The 17,375-nt window shown below is 35.4% G+C and carries 13 protein-coding genes; 8 read left to right on the top strand and 5 right to left on the bottom strand.

From position 1 onward, the window contains the following. The first annotated feature begins 102 nt into the window (after positions 1-102). Positions 103-1,722 (top strand): ABC-F family ATP-binding cassette domain-containing protein, encoded by a 1,620-nt coding sequence (locus tag ABEB31_RS01355; RefSeq protein ID WP_347049538.1) that lies wholly within the window; start codon positions 103-105, stop codon positions 1,720-1,722. Between the two features lie 44 nt (positions 1,723-1,766). Here the strand turns inward: ABEB31_RS01355 and ABEB31_RS01350 are convergent, their stop codons facing one another. Next, on the bottom strand, positions 1,767-1,937 hold the full coding sequence (locus ABEB31_RS01350) for a hypothetical protein (RefSeq protein WP_347049536.1): 171 nt from the start codon (positions 1,935-1,937) through the stop codon (positions 1,767-1,769). 144 nt (positions 1,938-2,081) lie between these two features. Then, complete coding sequence (locus ABEB31_RS01345; RefSeq protein WP_347049535.1) at positions 2,082-2,996, bottom strand: class I SAM-dependent methyltransferase; 915 nt, start codon at positions 2,994-2,996, stop codon at positions 2,082-2,084. 254 nt (positions 2,997-3,250) lie between these two features. On the opposite strand from ABEB31_RS01345, the gene pyrR reads away from it, so the two are divergent. From pyrR to ABEB31_RS01310, 7 genes are all read left to right on the top strand, one after another. Next, on the top strand, positions 3,251-3,790 hold the full coding sequence (gene pyrR, locus ABEB31_RS01340; protein WP_347049533.1) for a bifunctional pyr operon transcriptional regulator/uracil phosphoribosyltransferase PyrR: 540 nt from the start codon (positions 3,251-3,253) through the stop codon (positions 3,788-3,790). A 157-nt stretch (positions 3,791-3,947) separates the two neighbouring features. Beyond that, the gene (locus ABEB31_RS01335) at positions 3,948-4,874 is read left to right on the top strand and encodes an aspartate carbamoyltransferase catalytic subunit (protein WP_347049531.1); all 927 of its coding nucleotides are present in this window, start codon (positions 3,948-3,950) and stop codon (positions 4,872-4,874) included. Between the two features lie 168 nt (positions 4,875-5,042). Then, entirely contained in the window at positions 5,043-5,375 is a 333-nt protein-coding gene (locus tag ABEB31_RS01330; protein ID WP_347049529.1) for a ribonuclease Z, read from the top strand. 85 nt (positions 5,376-5,460) lie between these two features. Next, entirely contained in the window at positions 5,461-6,366 is a 906-nt protein-coding gene (locus ABEB31_RS01325) for a ribonuclease Z (RefSeq protein ID WP_347049527.1), read from the top strand. Positions 6,367-6,481: 115 nt separating this feature from the next. Continuing rightward, entirely contained in the window at positions 6,482-7,126 is a 645-nt protein-coding gene (gene pdxH, locus ABEB31_RS01320) for a pyridoxamine 5'-phosphate oxidase (protein ID WP_347049525.1), read from the top strand. Positions 7,127-7,299: 173 nt separating this feature from the next. Next, the gene (locus tag ABEB31_RS01315) at positions 7,300-7,803 is read left to right on the top strand and encodes a CAP domain-containing protein (RefSeq protein ID WP_347049523.1); all 504 of its coding nucleotides are present in this window, start codon (positions 7,300-7,302) and stop codon (positions 7,801-7,803) included. Between the two features lie 152 nt (positions 7,804-7,955). Beyond that, positions 7,956-8,495: a DMP19 family protein gene (locus ABEB31_RS01310; RefSeq protein ID WP_347049522.1), complete on the top strand. Its 540-nt coding sequence runs from the start codon at positions 7,956-7,958 to the stop codon at positions 8,493-8,495. Between the two features lie 115 nt (positions 8,496-8,610). Here the strand turns inward: ABEB31_RS01310 and ABEB31_RS01305 are convergent, their stop codons facing one another. The 3 genes from ABEB31_RS01305 to ABEB31_RS01295 form a co-directional block, all read right to left on the bottom strand. Then, the gene (locus ABEB31_RS01305) at positions 8,611-10,554 is read right to left on the bottom strand and encodes an OmpA family protein (RefSeq protein WP_347049520.1); all 1,944 of its coding nucleotides are present in this window, start codon (positions 10,552-10,554) and stop codon (positions 8,611-8,613) included. Positions 10,555-10,564: 10 nt separating this feature from the next. Continuing rightward, entirely contained in the window at positions 10,565-11,476 is a 912-nt protein-coding gene (locus tag ABEB31_RS01300) for a PorP/SprF family type IX secretion system membrane protein (protein ID WP_347049519.1), read from the bottom strand. 93 nt (positions 11,477-11,569) lie between these two features. Beyond that, a complete protein-coding gene (locus ABEB31_RS01295) occupies positions 11,570-17,371 on the bottom strand; it encodes a T9SS type B sorting domain-containing protein (RefSeq protein WP_347049518.1) in 5,802 nt (1,933 codons plus the stop codon). Positions 17,372-17,375 lie beyond the last annotated feature (4 nt).

Here is a 17,375-nt window from a genome sequence, read left to right as displayed (position 1 = left end):
TATATAACTTATATGGTTCAAAAAAAAACATAGCACCTCAGCATCTTTGCAACTTAGAACCTTTTTCACTACTTTTGCACCAAATTAATTAAAAAGACATTCATGTTAACAGTCAATAATTTATCAGTACAATTTGGCAAACGAATTTTGTTTGACGAAGTAAATACCACATTCACTCACGGAAATATTTACGGCGTTATTGGAGCCAATGGTGCTGGAAAATCTACATTCTTAAAAATCATTTCGGGCGATATGGACCCAACTTCCGGTCACATTCACCTGGAGCCGGGAAAACGTATGTCGGTTTTGAACCAGAACCACAACATGTTCGACGAACATACGGTTTTGGAAACCGTTTTAATGGGAAATAAAGTTTTGTATGCTGTTAAAAAAGAAATGGATGAACTTTATTTAGACTACAACGATAAAAACGCAGACAGAATTGGTGAACTTCAGGTTCAGTTTGAAGAAATGAATGGCTGGAACGCAGATTCTGACGCAGCATCGATGTTGTCTAACTTAGGAATTAACGAAGAGCATCATTATACCTTAATGGCCGATATGGAAGGAAAAATGAAAGTTCGTGTGCTTTTGGCGCAGGCACTTTTTGGAAATCCTGATGTATTGATTATGGATGAGCCAACCAACGACCTGGATTTTGAAACCATCGCATGGTTAGAAAACTTCCTGGCAAATTATGAAAACACTGTAATTGTAGTTTCTCACGACCGTCACTTTTTAGATGCGGTTTGTACCCATATTTCTGATATTGATTTCGGAAAAATCAATCACTATTCCGGAAACTATACGTTCTGGTACGAGTCTAGTCAATTAGCGGCAAAACAGCGTGCACAGCAAAACAAAAAAGCGGAAGAAAAGAAACAGGAGCTTGAAGAATTTATTCGTCGTTTTAGCGCCAACGTGGCGAAATCGAAACAGGCAACTTCCCGTAAAAAAATGATTTCTAAATTGAATATTTCTGAAATCAAACCTTCCAGCCGTCGTTACCCTGCAATTATCTTCGATCAGGATCGTGAAGCCGGAGATCAGATTTTGAATGTAGAAAATTTAGCAGCTTCTGTAGATGGAGAAATTTTGTTTAAAGATGTTGATTTGAATATGGCAAAAGGCGACAAAATTGTTCTTTTCTCTAAAGATTCACGTGCTACAACAGCTTTCTACGAAATCTTAAACGGAGAACAAAAAGCAGACTCCGGAACTTTTGACTGGGGAATTACAACCAATCAGGCTTATTTACCAGCTGAAAACCATGATTTCTTCGAGAATGATTTAACTTTAGTAGACTGGTTACGTCAATACGCCAAGACAGAAGAAGAACGCGATGAGGTTTTTATTAGAGGATTCTTAGGGAAAATGATTTTCTCTGGAGAAGAAGCCTTAAAAACATCGAGAGTTTTATCCGGAGGAGAAAAAGTGCGTTGTATGTTATCCAGAATGATGATGGAGCGTGCAAACGTTTTAATGCTGGATGAACCAACAAACCACTTAGATCTGGAGTCGATTACAGCTTTTAATAACTCTTTGAAAAACTTTAAAGGTTCTGTAATTTTTACAACGCATGACCACGAGTTTGCGCAAACTGTTGGTAACCGAATTGTAGAACTAACACCAAACGGAGTAATTGACCGTTACATGACATTTGACGAATATCTTGATGATGAAAAGATTCAGGAACAAAGAAAGAAGATGTATAATCTTTAAAAAAAAAAAATCCCGTTATGAAAATAACGGGATTTTTTTATGTCTTATCTCTTAAAAAATCGGGTAAAGATCCAGATTACAATAGCGATTATAAATATAACGATGAAGATTCCAACGCCCATTCCGGCTTTAAAAATGTCTCCAATAACTTCACAGCTTGTAAATGAAAACAGTATAACGAATACCATTAACAATCTTAGTATTTTATTTTGCATGATTTTGTTGTTTTAAATTGCTTTAATAAAATTACTTCAGGATGGGGAGAAATGTTTTATATAATTTTTGAGAAATGTTTTAGGATTTGGATTTACAAATCACTTCATTGATAATTGTATGCTTTTAAATAATACCGAACTCCATTACTTATTAAAAATTAATTTTTCAATCCATAAATTTCCTCCGGGATTTAAATAGGTTAAAGGCAATTGTGAAAAGATGTCTTTATGATGCTTATGTAGGTATTCAGAAAAAACTTTAATTTCAAATTTTTGATTGTACATCAAAAACGCTTTTAAAATATAATCTTCGTTCCAGTTAAATCCTTTATAAACCCATTCCTTAGGATATTCAAAAGGGTAAAAAATATCGTGGAAATGAATTAAAACACCCGGATTAAGAATTGGTAAGATTTCAAATAGAATATAATTTACATCACTACCTGTTTTGGACACATGTGTACTGTCTATAAATAAAATATCTCCTGATTCGAGTTTTTTAAATACATCTAATGAAATTACCTGAACATCGGTTTTTATTAATGTTGTTCTCTCAGTGTCATCTTTTGTTAGTAAGGATTCCAGTCTTTCAGGATAGGGATCGATAAATGTCAGATCGATTTCATTATTAAAGAAAATTTCATTGGTATCTAGCATAACGGCAGATGAAAAACCGGAACCAATTTCTATAATTCTTCTTGGTTTAAAATGTCTTATAAAAGAATATAGGATAATGGCATCGGTATAAGAGTAGTAAGGATTTTCAAAATTATACCTGAAATCATTCTGTTTTTCTGCCTTAAAGGGCATGTCACCATAATATTGAGAAAATTGCTTAATGAGGTCTTTTTGCGCTTCGGTACGTAAATCAATTCCCGGAATGCCGTCAATTTCTGTGTTTTTCCATATATCAGCTTCTCTTTGCTTAACCTCTTCAAGTGAAATAACCGGAGAATAAAAATGCCCGTTAGGGTAATGAGAATTTAAACTTTGCTTATACAATGTTCTTACATAAGGTAGTTTGTTTACGAGATTTTTAATTTTACGTTTTAATATCATAAGGAGATTGTAAAAATGTTGACTTTACTTTTCTGAAGTAAGACAGTTGTTTTTTGATGAATCTTAATTTTAAATAAAGTGGCTAAAATTATGATTTTAATTTTGGAGAAGCATTAAAGAATATCGAATATTTTATTATAAATTAAAACAACAGCTTTGATGTTTTTATACCCCGGCGAGATAAAATCCTCTTTCAATGACCAACAAATAAATTTTGATTCCGTATATTTGCCCAACTAAATATATCAGTTATTATGAGCCAAAAAGTATTACTTAATTCAAAAGAAGTTACTATCATACTCCATCGTTTGGCTTGTCAGTTAATTGAGAAACACTTAGATTTTTCGAATACTATTTTGGTGGGAATTCAGCCTCGCGGTGTTTTTTTAGCTGAACGTTTAAAACAAATATTAGAAAACGAATATAAGGTTCCTGAAATTTCCTTGGGATATCTGGACATTACTTTCTTCAGAGATGATTTTCGTCGTACCGAAAAACCGCTTGAAGCCAATAAAACCCAAATCAATTTTATAGTCGAAGACAAAAAAGTCATTTTTATTGATGATGTATTGTTTACGGGAAGAAGCATTCGCTCGGCGTTAACAGCGATTCAGTCTTTTGGGCGACCTTCAGAAATCGAATTATTAGTTTTGATTGACAGACGTTTCAGCCGTCATTTACCCATTCAGCCCGATTATCGCGGTCGTCAGGTAGATGCTATTAACGGCGAAAAAGTAATTGTGAGCTGGAAAGAAAATGATGGTGAAGATGTGGTTCATTTAGTGACAAATTAAATTTGGTTAATCGTTTAATCGGTTAATTGTTTAATCGATTCATTTCGATTACTCAATTTAAAAATTATAAAAATAGGTTAACCGTTAAATCGTTTAACTGTTTAATCGCAAAGCAAACGATTAAACGATTCAACAAATAAACAATTAAACAATAAAGATGAAAGAATTAAGCGTAAATCATTTATTAGGAATAAAATATATCAATGAGAATGATATTAACCTGATTTTTGAAACGGCAGATCATTTTAAAGAAGTCATTAACCGACCTATTAAAAAAGTTCCTTCATTACGAGATATAACCATTGCCAATATCTTTTTCGAAAACAGTACAAGGACGAAACTCTCTTTCGAATTAGCGCAGAAACGTTTATCTGCTGATGTAATCAGTTTTTCTGCGGCTCAGTCATCGGTTAAAAAAGGAGAGACCCTGATTGATACTGTTAATAATATCCTTTCCATGAAAGTTGACATGGTTGTAATGCGCCACTCCAATCCCGGAGCGGCTTATTTTTTATCCAAAAATGTCAAAGCAAGTATCGTAAATGCCGGAGACGGAGCGCACGAACACCCAACGCAGGCTTTACTGGATAGTTATTCAATTCGCGAAAAATTGGGCGATGTAGCCGGAAAAAAAGTAGTTATTGTAGGTGATGTTCTGCACTCAAGAGTGGCACTTTCTAATATATATGCTTTGCAGCTACAGGGCGCAGAAGTAAAAGTTTGCGGGCCCAAAACACTGATTCCGAGGTATATTGAATCTTTAGGAGTTACGGTTGAACCCAATCTTAGAAAAGCTTTGGAATGGTGTGATGTGGCCAATATGCTTCGTGTACAAAATGAACGTATGGATGTTAATTTCTTCCCTTCAACACGCGAATATGCACAGCAATACGGTGTAGACAAACCACTTTTGGATTCTCTTGGCAAAGAAATCGTCATCATGCACCCGGGACCAATCAACAGGGGAGTGGAGATTACTTCTGAGGTTGCGGACTCCGGTCAATCTGTAATTTTGAATCAGGTAGAAAACGGTGTAGCAATCAGAATGGCAGTTATTTATCTTTTGGCGTCTAAAATTCAATAAATTTTGTTTCAGGTTTAAGTTTAAAGTTGTGTAAACTACTTTGCACAGACGGACAATAGTATTCAACCTGAAACCTGAAACTAAAAAAACCTGAAACAAAAAAGTAAAAAAACTTCGTACCTTAGCTCTTAGGAATCAATTTTTATATAAGCCCCATAATTTTAAAAAATGAAAGTAGATCAAAAAGGACATACCACTACAATAAAAGATACTCAGGGAGATGTGACTGCTTTTGTTGAAAAAGTAACACAGCAGTTTAAAACCTTTGAAAAACAAAATATTATAATCGATTTGACAGCGGATGCTTCGGTGACAGAAAACGATTTGAAACTTTTTTTACCGCTTTCTAAAGTTCATAAAAAAGCAAAAAAATCATTTGTAATTGTGGCTTCAGATCTTGATTTTAATGCTATTTCAGATAAATTAGCCGTTGTTCCTTCTCTTTTGGAGGCGCACGACATTATTGAGATGGAAGAAATCGAAAGAGATTTAGGATTTTAAATATTGGTTTATTCGTTTAACCGTTTAATCGATTTTGATTTAATTTTGAACGATTAAACGATTTACCAAATAAACGAATAAACAATTGAAATTAACGATACTTGGCTGTTATGCCGCAACTCCCAGAACGCTTACGAATCCGACTTCGCAGGTTTTAGAAATTAGAAACCGATTATTTTTAATTGATTGTGGCGAAGGAACTCAGGTTCAGCTACGCAAAAATAAAATCAAATTTTCTAAAATTAATCAAATTTTTATCTCCCATCTCCATGGAGATCATTTATATGGATTAATTGGAACAATTTCTACCTTTTCCCTTTTGGGAAGAACGACAGATTTACACGTTTATGGTCCAAAAGGAATAAAGGAATTAATTCTTCTTCAATTGAAACTGACAGAATCCTGGACAACTTACAGTCTTTTTTTCCATGAATTGGAATCGAAAAACAGTGAAGTGATTTTTGAAGATGCCAAAGTAATTGTAAAAACGATTCCGCTAAAACATCGTGTTTACACAAACGGATATTTATTTCAGGAAAAACCTGCTGAAAGAAAACTGAATATAGAAGCTGTGCAGCAATATAATATTCATATCGCTTATTATCAGAAGATTAAAAACGGCGGTAACGTAACGCTCGATGACGGAACTGTTGTTGAAAACGAAAAACTGACTTTTGATCCCGAGCCGCCAAAAAGTTATGCTTTCTGTTCGGATACCGTTTATAATGAAGAAATAATTCCTGTTATTCAGAATGTTGATATTCTATATCATGAATCTACCTTTTTAGATTCTGAAGCTGCCTTAGCACAAAAAACATTGCATTCAACAGCAAAAGAAGCTGCAACTATTGCTTTAAAAGCCAATGTTAAAAAGCTAATTTTAGGTCATTATTCTACGCGTTACGACGGAATTGAACTTTTTAAAAGGGAAGCAGAAACCATTTTTCCGAATGTCCTATTGGGAGATGACGGACTTTCTTTTGATTTTTAAAGAAACTAAGATTCTAAGGTGCTAATCTACTAGATTTTGTAACCTTAAAGATAAAATGTAAAAAAAACAAACCTCTAAGATGTCTAACTATCTAAGAAGTCTAAAAATCTAAAAAATGAGTGATTTAAGCAATTATAGAAAATCGTACGAGAAGAGTGAATTACTGGAAAGCAACATTCCGGAAGATCCGATTAATCTTTTTAATCGTTGGTTTCATGAAGTGGAGGATTTCGACGGAAGCGGAGAAGTTAATGCCATGACCGTATCTACTATTGGCCTTGACGGATTTCCAAAATCACGTGTGGTGCTTTTAAAGAAATTCTCTGAAGAAGGATTTATTTTTTATACCAATTATAATTCTGAAAAAGGAAAAGCAATAGAAGCCAATCCGCATGTTTGTCTTTCTTTTTTCTGGCAGGAAATGGAACGTCAGGTAATTATTAAGGGAATAGCTCAGAAGACATCTGAAATTATATCCGACAATTATTTTGATTCCCGTCCTGACGGAAGTAAACTGGGTGCTATTGTTTCGAACCAAAGTGACGTGATTCCGTCCAGGACTTTTTTAGAAGATAGTTTAAAAAAGTTAGAAGCAGATTTTGAAGGAAAAGCAATCCCGAGACCCGAAAATTGGGGAGGATATATTGTTACACCGTTACAGGTAGAATTTTGGCAGGGAAGAGCGAACAGACTCCATGACAGGATACGTTATACCAGTCAATCTGATTTTTCATGGAAAATTGAACGATTATCTTCCTGATTTGTAAGATTTTTATATTTATCTGAAAAAACTTAATGCATTTCATCGATTATATTTGTAGTTTAGCGACCAATTGAATATGTTTGACACAGAAAATTAGACGAAATTATTCAAAAATAAATTTAAAGGATTTGCCCCAACATCTACTTTAAACCGCTAAAATGCTGTTGATTATGAAAAAGATTATGCGCATCATGTTGTTCATTGCGATTCTGATCGCAATGAACTCATGTTCTGCCGATACTGTAGAAGGAAGCGTGGATAATACTTCTGTCAAAGCGCTTGTTTCCAATTATACTTACAACGATACAGAGATCGAAACTATGAGGTTAATAAACGAATACCGTTTGAGTATTGGTTTGAAAACTTTGGAACAAATAAATCATATATCATACAAATGTGAAGAACATAATTTATATATGATAGCCAATAATGTGGTGAATCACAATGATTTTGCTGAAAGATCAAAAAATATTATGCAGGTTTTAGGAGCTATAAAAGTAGGCGAGAACGTGGCTTATAATTATAAAACTCCAGAGGCAGCTGTAAAAGCATGGCTGGATAGTCCGGGACACAAAGAAAATATCGAAGGTGATTATACGCATTTCGGATTATCTGTTTCCACAGATCCGGCGACAGGCAAAAAGTACTACACTAATATTTTTGCCAAAATTTAGAAAGTAATTGAACAGGTTGGTTTTTTAGAAGTCGTTGCAGTTCTTTGAGTTGCGACGACTTTTTATTTTTAGACTTTGGGACAGATATTTAAAAAACTTAAAACATATTTATATGTAGCTTATTCTTATGTTTACGTTTTAAACAAACAGTTATGAAAATAGATAAAATTATTGTGTCAAAAAATTCATTTGAGAGTAGTGATGTATATTATATCATAAGCTCTAATATTTCAGTAACTAATCTTTTATTGCAAGAAGATGTTGATGAAAATGATATTAATGAAGATGCCTTGGCAAGTTATTATGTTGATTATTATACAGCACAATACAAAAACGGAAATTTTTCTCAATTTGTATGGAATTCAAAGTGGAATGAAAGTTTAAATGAGATTATTATAAAAGGGCTGGAGAAAATGGGCGCACATAAAAATCTGGAACTTTTTAAAGAACAAAGCTTAAAAGTTTATGAGCTTGGTGAAGAGAAATTAAATGCCTTTTTAGAAAGAGATTATTTTGGTCCAAATCCAACAAGGGAACAATTAAGAAATAGCTCATTTTATTCCTTAGACGAAGATATTGTTCAATTAAATGCAGAATGGCTTCGAAATCATCCTAAACTTCAGCCATTATCAGAAGAAGATATGTATACCGAACTGGAAAAAATTACAGGTAAAAAAATTGCCCGGGAATAAAAAAAATGATTTAACCATTTTGATCTTTCTTTTTTACAAAGTTAATAATTAAAAATAATAGAAAAACTGCCTAAATTTTAGGCAGTTTTTAAGCAATACTACGTTCTGCTTTAATTTATAAAGCAGTAATAATAAATTCGCTTCGACGATTTTCCTGATGTTGTGATTCGCTGCAAGCAACGCCGTCTGAACATTTGTTTACTAATTGTGTTTCACCATAACCTTTTCCTGTTAAGCGATTTGGAGCTACTCCGTTTTTAATTAACCATTGAATTGTTGATTTTGCTCTTCGATCAGATAAGGATTTATTGTATTTCTTTGTTGCTCTGCTGTCTGTATGAGATCGGATATCTATTTTCATGGTTGGATTTTCATTTAAAACCACTAATATTTTCTCAAGATCTAATGCGGCTTCGGTTCGGATATTCGATTTATCCAGATCAAAATAAATCATTTTTATTCCAAAACAAACACCTAAATCATCTCCAATTGTAACCTTACAATTTTCTTTTTCCAGAGCAATAGGCAAATTCGTTTTACCACTTGATTTTGCAATGGTAATACTTACTTCTTTAGTTTGATATTCTGGTTTTTCGGCCCTTACAAAATAAGTTTTACCACATTCAACAGCAAATGAATATTTTCCCGATTCATCTGAGACTGTAGAATTTTTAACTGTCATCTGGTTATCATATAAGGTCACTTTTGTGCCCGGTAGAATAATACCGGTTTCTAAGTCTGTAATAATCCCTTCAAGTTCCTGTATACATTTTAGTTTCCTTGTTTCCTCAAATTTGTAAATATCATCAGAACCTTGTCCGCCGTCTTTATTGGAACTGAAATACCCTCTTCTGGAAACGGGATCAATGCTATAAGCAAAATCATCCTTAGGAGAATTAACATCAGCTCCAACATTTTGTATGTTGCTGACTTTGCCTTCATTGTCAATATTCGCGACAAATACATCTAATCCTCCTAAACCGGGATGTCCGTCAGAAGAGAAATAAATTTCATTTTCATTGGTTACAAAAGGAAAGGTTTCTTTGCCTTCGGTATTAATAGTATTTCCGAGGTTTTCGGGTGTTCCATAGCCGCCATTTGAATTAATACTGACTTTGTATAAATCAGATTGTCCGATGGTTCCCGGCATATCAGAAGTAAAATACAATGTTTTTTCATCAGGACTCAACGCTGGATGTGCAGTACTGTAATTATCGCTGTTGAAAGGCAGTTCCAGTATGTTGCCCCATTTATTATCGATTCCTAAAGTGGCTTTGTAAATTTTAATTAAAGTTACTTTATTGTCATTTTTCCCTTTTTTTCCATTAACAAAGTTATTTCTCGTAAAATAAACTGTTTTTCCGTCCTGGGTAAAAACGGGCGAGGCTTCATGGAATTTTGTATTTATAGCAGATTTAAACTTGTTTACTTTAAGCGCACTTCCCGTTTCGGGATCAAGGTCGGCATTGTAGATATTAGTAAAATATTCGCCCGTCCAGGTATGTTTGCGCTGCGAAAAATTTCCGGTATCTCTTGCTGAGGCAAAATAGATTTTGTTGTTAGCAGTAAAACTTCCGTAGTCGGAGTATTTACTGTTTATTCCGGCATCTTCAATTTTATATCTTCCGGAATTGGCCTTTATCTCGTCCAGATAATTTACATCTTCTTTATATAATTTGGCTCGGGTATCATTTTTTGATTTACTGTAAAATTCGTCTAATAACGTATTAGCCTTAGCGGTCTGACCAATGGATTTTAATGACTGTGCGTATCTGTAGTAATATTCAGCTTCAACAGTGCTGTTCATTGCAAATAATTCGCCGTACCATTTTGCAGCTCCGTTGAAATCAGAATTGAAATAATAAGAGTTGCCCAGTTTTTTAAACATGTCTTCAGATTTATACCCTTTATTGGCTACTTTTTCATAGGTTTTAATCGCGTTTACGTAGGCATAACTGTCATATTTTTTGTCCCCTGAATTTACTTTTGTCTGTTGTGCATAATTTTTTTGTGTAGAAACGCTTAAAATAAGGAGGAAAAGAAGAGTAAAGTTTTTCATGATATTTTTTTTAGAAGAAACGAGGTGTTGTCATTTTGCTATTATTTTTGAATAATTCAAAACGCAGAAAAATTTCATGCGAGCCCGAATTGTATTTCCTTAATTGAGTTGTTTCGTTATCATACCCATAACCAATATACATGGCATCTGTAAGTTGAAATCCTGCCATTGCACTTACGGCAGCATCCCAACGGTAGGCAACTCCCAATGTCAGTTTTTCAAAAAATAGAAAATTCGCCGATACATCTACCTGAAGTGGAGCACCTTCAACAATTTTGGTTAAAACGGCAGGTTTGAATTTTATTTCCTGAGAAAAATCAAAAATATAACCACCCATTAAATAATAGTTGATCTGGTCTTTATAAATAGCCACATCATTATCGTTATAACGGTTTGTCTGAATGAAGTTAGGAACGGATAATCCGATGTATGCCTTATCAGAATGCCAATAAATACCGGCACCGACATTAGGAGAAAAGTCGTTTTCGAGATTTTGAAATTGCGGATCGCCCTGATCTGCCGGATTTAATTTGCTTACATCAAGATTGAAGATGTTAGCAGAACCTTTTATACCAAAAGAAAGTTTCCAATTATCTGATGTTGGAATAGTATAAGAAAGATCAACGGAAAACTGATTTTCTGTGGTAGGTCCGATTTTATCATTAACTAATGATACGCCAAGTCCCACATTACTGTTGTTAATCGGAGTATTTACAGAAATGGCATTTGTTTTCGGAGCTCCGTCTAATCCTATCCATTGATCACGGTGTAAGGCAAATACACTCAAAGCGCCACGGGAACCGGCATAGGCAGGATTTATATTGATTGTATTGTACATATACTGGGTAAACTGCGCATCTTGCTGCGCATGTCCGGAATAGGTAACTAACAAAATGACGAATAAAAATAATATTGTTCTCATAGTAGATATTTTGTGATTCAAATAATTGTAGTGATCTTAAGTTTTAAAATCATTCAATTATCTTATTTAAAATGGATCAGATTTCGATGGTTTTTATTTGGACAGGTATAAATAACCGTTTAGATTATTATCCTGAACATTGTTATTTCCATCTAAAGATTTGTAATTGATAATATAATAATAGGTTCCTGTTGGCAGTCCGTCAGATTGTTTAACGGTTGTTCTTCCTCTGGAGGTTCCGTCGAAAGCGTTTGTATTGTTATTATAATTTTTGGTTTCGAAAACTAAAATTCCCCAGCGATTATATATTTCTACTGTATTTTCAGGATAGCAGGTTAAATCATTGATGTTATCAATTTCAAAATTATCGTTCAATCCATCACCATTAGGTGTGAATGCATTATGTGCTAATAGATTTCCGCAGGCTAAAACTTTACAGTCGTTGTTTACTTCCATATTAAGAATGATTTTTCGGGGACAATTTTCATCTGTAATCGTATATTCAAATGCGTAATTGCCCAATGCTAATCCAAAAGGATTAAAAATATTGCCCTGAAGTGTATTACTGTTGCTCTTATCCAGCCATTTTCCGTTTAACGGACTTCCCTCGGGAAGTAACTCTGTTAAATTGATGAGAGTAGAATCATCTGTACAGGCTGTACTGGCAAATTCAGTACTTCCATTTGCAGGAACCGTAATGGTAATAATTGCGGTATCACAGTTATCGGCACTTAATTTATCGCAGATCCTGTAACTGTAAGTATAAGTTCCCGGTGGCGTCAATCCTGAAACAGTTACATTTCCGGAGTTGTCAATAGTAATATTAGGATCTGTTTTAAAACTATTATCTTCGTTAAGAAGCGTCAAGTCTACGAGCTGTAATGTTGCCGGACTTGTTCCTTTAAAATCATTACCGAAAACATTACCCACTATTCCGAAAGCATTACAGCCCATAATATTGTAATTATCATCATTTGCAACAACTGGAGTTGGAGGAGCCGGTGAATTTACGATTACGGTAACAACTGCGGTATCACAGTTTCCAAAGTCTGCCTTTTCGCAAATTTGGTAAGTTAAAGAGTAAGTGCCTGCAGGTGTATTGGGCGCAACATTTACAGAACCATCAGGATTTAATGTTATAACACCTTTTGGATCTGGAATAGTAACTGACAGTGTAACATCATTTATATTTACTGCAGTACCGTTTAGGATATCATTAGTCAAAACATTTATGATGTTGTTGGCTCCTGTAAGTCCGTTAACTGGCGCAGGATTATCATCATTGGCCACAATTGCAAATGTGGGTTTTGCGGTGCAATAGGGATCTGAAGGAGGATAAGTAACGATAACAGTCTCACTCGGATTTAAAGTCACAATTAGATTAGCAGTTGGACGTAATTTTTCAAATCCGTCAGCACCCTGAATCCATTTATTGTCTTCAAAAATCCATCCCGGCCAGTCAATTCCTTTTCCATTTCCATCAACAATTGCTCCTGGCCATAATATTCTGCCTTTCAAAGGTAAATCTGCAGAAGTTGTAATGATGTTGTTTGCATTGTCTGCCCACGAAATTGTTACACCATTCACAGGAGTGAAATTTATTGGAGTGACCACGTAATCAACATATGGAACATCATTAACACAAATAGCTGTAGCGGTAACGGTCATTTTTGGCGCTTCGATTGTAATGGAAACAGTTGCAGTATCACAGTTATCTGTTTGGGCTGCTTCACAAATTTGATATACCATTGTTAATGTTCCAACTGGTGCATTTGGCAATACATCTACCGAACCATCCGGATTTAATTGCAAATAGGTATTTGGTGTGACTGTCGTTAAAATAACATCAGATTTTGTTATTGCTGCACCATCCAAAGTGTCATTTGAAAACACATTTAAGACATTTGCAGTAATGTGATTTTCACCGGCAATTGGTCCGGCAGTATCATCATTTGCAACAATGCTTTTGCGAACTTTACAATCTACACTAAAGGTCTGAACAAGTTCTGTCTTATTGCCGGCACAATCGGTTAAAGTGTAAGTTCTGGTTAAGATGTAGAAGTTTCCATCACATCCATTATTAGAATCTGTTACCGTAATATTTACTATTGGACTGCAATTATCGGCGGCATCTGTAATGTCTGCAGGATTTCCAATTGGAATCAAATCAATACTGCCTAAATTCATTACATTCGCGGATGCAGTTCCGGTAGGAGCTTGTGTATCTTTCACAGTAATAATCTGAGTATAAGAAGCAGTATTTCCGGCACAATCGCTGGTTTTCCAATTACGGGTTAACGTATAATTAGACATACAGCCATTTTGAATATTAGATTTTACTTCTGAAAATACAATTGGAAGATTATCACTGCAATTATCACTAGCGTGCACCTCTGCAGGTTCAGGAACTGCATCACATGATACCTCAATATCCATGGGAAGATTTCCTGTAAATACCGGCATAGTGGTATCCTGAATAGAGATTACCTGCGTGAATGCATCAGAGAGATTTCCGCAATCGTCCGTTACCGTCCATGTATTGGTATAAGTTCCCGTAGTGCTACAATCTGCAGAAGCGACAAATGAACCACTTATTTTTGTAATGTTTGTGACATCACTATCACAGGAATCTGAAGCAGTTGGAAATAATGCCTGAGCCTGAGTCAGCGCATTTGCATCGCTGCATTCTATTGTTTTGTCTAAAGATGCGGTTGGAGTCAGCCAAACGGGCGCAGAGATGTCCTGTACGATAATGGTCTGGCTGGCGGGAAGCGAAATATTTCCACAGGAATCTTCTGCAGTCCAGGTTCTGGTTTTGGTGTATGAATTGGGGCAATTTCCCTGGACAACGTTATCGATATAAGTCAAAGTAGAAATAGTGTCACTATTATCTGTCGCCATAGCCTGTTCAAAAACGGGCTCTTCAGGACAATTAATAACAGTAACCTGAGGTAACGGATTGATAATCGGTTTAACCAAATCTCCATCTAAAATTGTAAACGACTCAGAAATGGTACATCCATTGGCATCCGTAACCGTAACTGTATAATTACCTGCTGTAAGGTTTGTAGCCTGAGAAGTGTTCTGAACCGGATTTGTATTCCATGAATAGGTATATCCTGCAGTTCCTCCGGCAACGATTACTGTTGCAGAGCCATCATTGCCACCGCCGCAAGTTACATCTGTTTGAGAAGCACTTACAGATAAAACTTCATTAGGTTGTAAAATAGAGATAATTAAAGTTCCCTGACAGCCGTTTGCATCTGATGCGGTTACTTCATAAACGCCAAATCCTAAATTGGTTAAGTTCTGAGAATTACTGGCATAAGCAGATCCATTTTTTGTCCAGAAATAAATGTAGGGAGCAACTCCGCCTGACGCATTGTTAATTGTAATAGCTCCTGTAGAGGCATTAAAACATTTTACATCAGTATGAGAAGAGGTTAATTCTGTAATTTCAATTGTACTTTTGGTGATTACGACCGGTTTAATATCGTAACAATTTGATGCATTTGTCCCTTTTATGTAATAGGTGCCGGGAAGGGCAGCAGTAAAATCTGCGTATGGAATTGTTGCAGCAGCATCACTCCAATACGTAAAGGTTAACCCGGTTGTGCTTCCAGCGGTGATATTTGCAGCAGTTAAATCTGCAGAAGACGCTGGTGCACAAACAGGAAGTGGATTGGTTATTGTAACAGTTGGTTTGGCATTTATATTTACTACAATGGCTTTTTTAGGGCCAATACAGGCATTCGTTTTTCCTTCGGCCACATAATAAGTAAACTGACCGGCAGTTGTAGATGAAGGTGTAATGGATTGTTGCCCTGTCGATGTTTCGGTTTCATAATAATATAAAACATATTCAGGTTTTGTTGGAGTCGCAGTTAAGGGTAATGCAGTATCGCCTACACAATAATTGATCGGACTTTCTACCACCGGAGTACTGGTGATGCTTTCGATAGTGATCGTAAATTCAAAATAGCATCCGGCAGCAGCTCCGGGAGGAATTGCATAATATGTGGATTTCCCCACCGTAGCCGGAAATGGATTATTTATATTATACTGTGTTGTAGTTCCTGAAACTACAGGATAAGCGTTATAAAACGTAGAACCAGAAGGAAATGAACCCGTTACATCTGTAATTGGAATGGAGGAATTGAGATTACAAAAAGTAAACGAAATCATCGGAGAAATGGCCTGACAATTGACATTCGTATAATTGGCGGAATCTATGGTTGTTGAAAGCGGACCTGCAATCGATGTGCCCTGACAGTTTCCAGATGATGTAAAACCTAAAATTAAAGGTTTGTCGGTTACGTTAACAGTAGAAATAGTTCCCTGACCGCTTAAACTACCACCAACCTGAATGAGATTGCTGCAGCCTGAATTTTTAAGGAGTGCACAATTCTCTGTCGATTTAAAGGTAAATGTCATCTCTGCTAAAACAGTATTTGGATCAGCAGGTAATGGTAAAGTACCAATTTCCCAAACAATAGAACCATTGGCACCAATTGTTGGTTCATAAGTTAAAGAGTTTGGTGAAGGCAATGGAGAAAAATTGACGGTTCCGGCTAAACTTCCGGCAATAAAAGAAGCGTTGTACGGAATTGGAATCACAATTCTACTATTCTGTACAGCTTCAGTTCCGCTGTTTTTGATCTGAACTTTATAACCAAGTTCCTGACCAGGCATTACCGTATACGGACCCGCACCAGCAGGATTTCCATTAACAGTTGTCGCAGAAAGAACACCTTCTATTTCGGGAACATAGGCATCTATTGCCATTACAATCGAAAAAATAACGTACGTATCGACAGTAGATCCGTATCTAAAAGTCGTCGAAGTCTGATTATTTCCAATAATATCCTTGTTCGTATTCGGAAGATCAAACATGCTGATATCAATACCCGAATTATTAGCTAAATTTGGATTTCGGTTATTTCCTCCGGTATTAATAGTCGAATTGAAGAAATTATTAGTTGAATTTCCAGGACGACTCAAACTCAAAAAGTTATTGGTGTTCAATTTTTCAATTTGAAAATAATCACCATCATAATTAATATCGCCTTCTCCTGCCATAACTCCCAATTTAATTCCGACTGGGCCCGAAGTAACCGAGTTAAATCCCGAAACAGGAAAAGTATGACTGGCCGTTATATTGTTTTGTACAAATGCATGACCATCAAAAACGGTGATGTCTCTGTTTTTCATTTTAGAATTTTCGTAAACAACTACCAATCCCCAACCGGCATATTTTCCAATTGCGCCACCATCAGTGCCTTCAGTTACCGCAATATTGGCTGCAAAATAATCGCCAACGCCATTTTTTCGCACATAATCTGTAACTTCAGCGTAAGCGGTATACATATTGAGGTCAGAATTTGTAGGGAAATGAATTTCTGTAGCCGTAAACTCATCGTATGAATTTTCATTAGGTCCTTTAAATAAAATTTTTCTTTTATCTAAGTTTGTGGTTATCCCGTTTTTGGTTACATCAAAAGAGTTGGGACTAATGGCATCGTCCGTAACCCTGCCTGTCCAGTATAAACCCGCATAAACGATAGTATAGCAACTGGTTAATTTTGTGCCATTATCATCTGGGAGATCTAAAGTTGAAGATGAAGAATTAATAGTTTGAGAATCATTATCTACATCAACGTATACCATCGGATTAGGGCCATTGGTTTCATGTATATCATAATTTTGCAAAGTCAGGTTTGTGTTCCCCATCATTGTAAAATTGCCTTTAATTTTATAATTCGTTTTAATGGGTGAATACGAAGAAGTTCTTTCTTTAAACGGAACAATTACTTGTGAGTTTGCTGTAAAAGAAAATCCGCATAAGAGCATAGAAAGGGCGTAAAACACAAAATATGGAGAGTATTTTTTTTTCATAATA

It is taken from the genome of Flavobacterium olei (genome assembly GCF_039749035.1).
Lineage (GTDB): Bacteria > Bacteroidota > Bacteroidia > Flavobacteriales > Flavobacteriaceae > Flavobacterium > Flavobacterium olei.
Note: the sequence above shows the minus strand (reverse complement) of the source record. Positions and strands in the feature narration are given on the sequence as shown.

Coding starts and splice junctions, on each gene's coding strand:
- ABEB31_RS01355 (WP_347049538.1), top strand. CDS start 103: ATGTTAACAGTCAATAATTTATCAGTACAATTTGGCAAACGAATTTTG.
- ABEB31_RS01295 (WP_347049518.1), bottom strand. CDS start 17,371: ATGAAAAAAAAATACTCTCCATATTTTGTGTTTTACGCCCTTTCTATG.
- ABEB31_RS01310 (WP_347049522.1), top strand. CDS start 7,956: ATGAAAATAGATAAAATTATTGTGTCAAAAAATTCATTTGAGAGTAGT.
- pyrR (WP_347049533.1), top strand. CDS start 3,251: ATGAGCCAAAAAGTATTACTTAATTCAAAAGAAGTTACTATCATACTC.
- ABEB31_RS01300 (WP_347049519.1), bottom strand. CDS start 11,476: ATGAGAACAATATTATTTTTATTCGTCATTTTGTTAGTTACCTATTCC.
- pdxH (WP_347049525.1), top strand. CDS start 6,482: ATGAGTGATTTAAGCAATTATAGAAAATCGTACGAGAAGAGTGAATTA.
- ABEB31_RS01315 (WP_347049523.1), top strand. CDS start 7,300: ATGAAAAAGATTATGCGCATCATGTTGTTCATTGCGATTCTGATCGCA.
- ABEB31_RS01330 (WP_347049529.1), top strand. CDS start 5,043: ATGAAAGTAGATCAAAAAGGACATACCACTACAATAAAAGATACTCAG.
- ABEB31_RS01350 (WP_347049536.1), bottom strand. CDS start 1,937: ATGCAAAATAAAATACTAAGATTGTTAATGGTATTCGTTATACTGTTT.
- ABEB31_RS01335 (WP_347049531.1), top strand. CDS start 3,948: ATGAAAGAATTAAGCGTAAATCATTTATTAGGAATAAAATATATCAAT.
- ABEB31_RS01345 (WP_347049535.1), bottom strand. CDS start 2,996: ATGATATTAAAACGTAAAATTAAAAATCTCGTAAACAAACTACCTTAT.
- ABEB31_RS01305 (WP_347049520.1), bottom strand. CDS start 10,554: ATGAAAAACTTTACTCTTCTTTTCCTCCTTATTTTAAGCGTTTCTACA.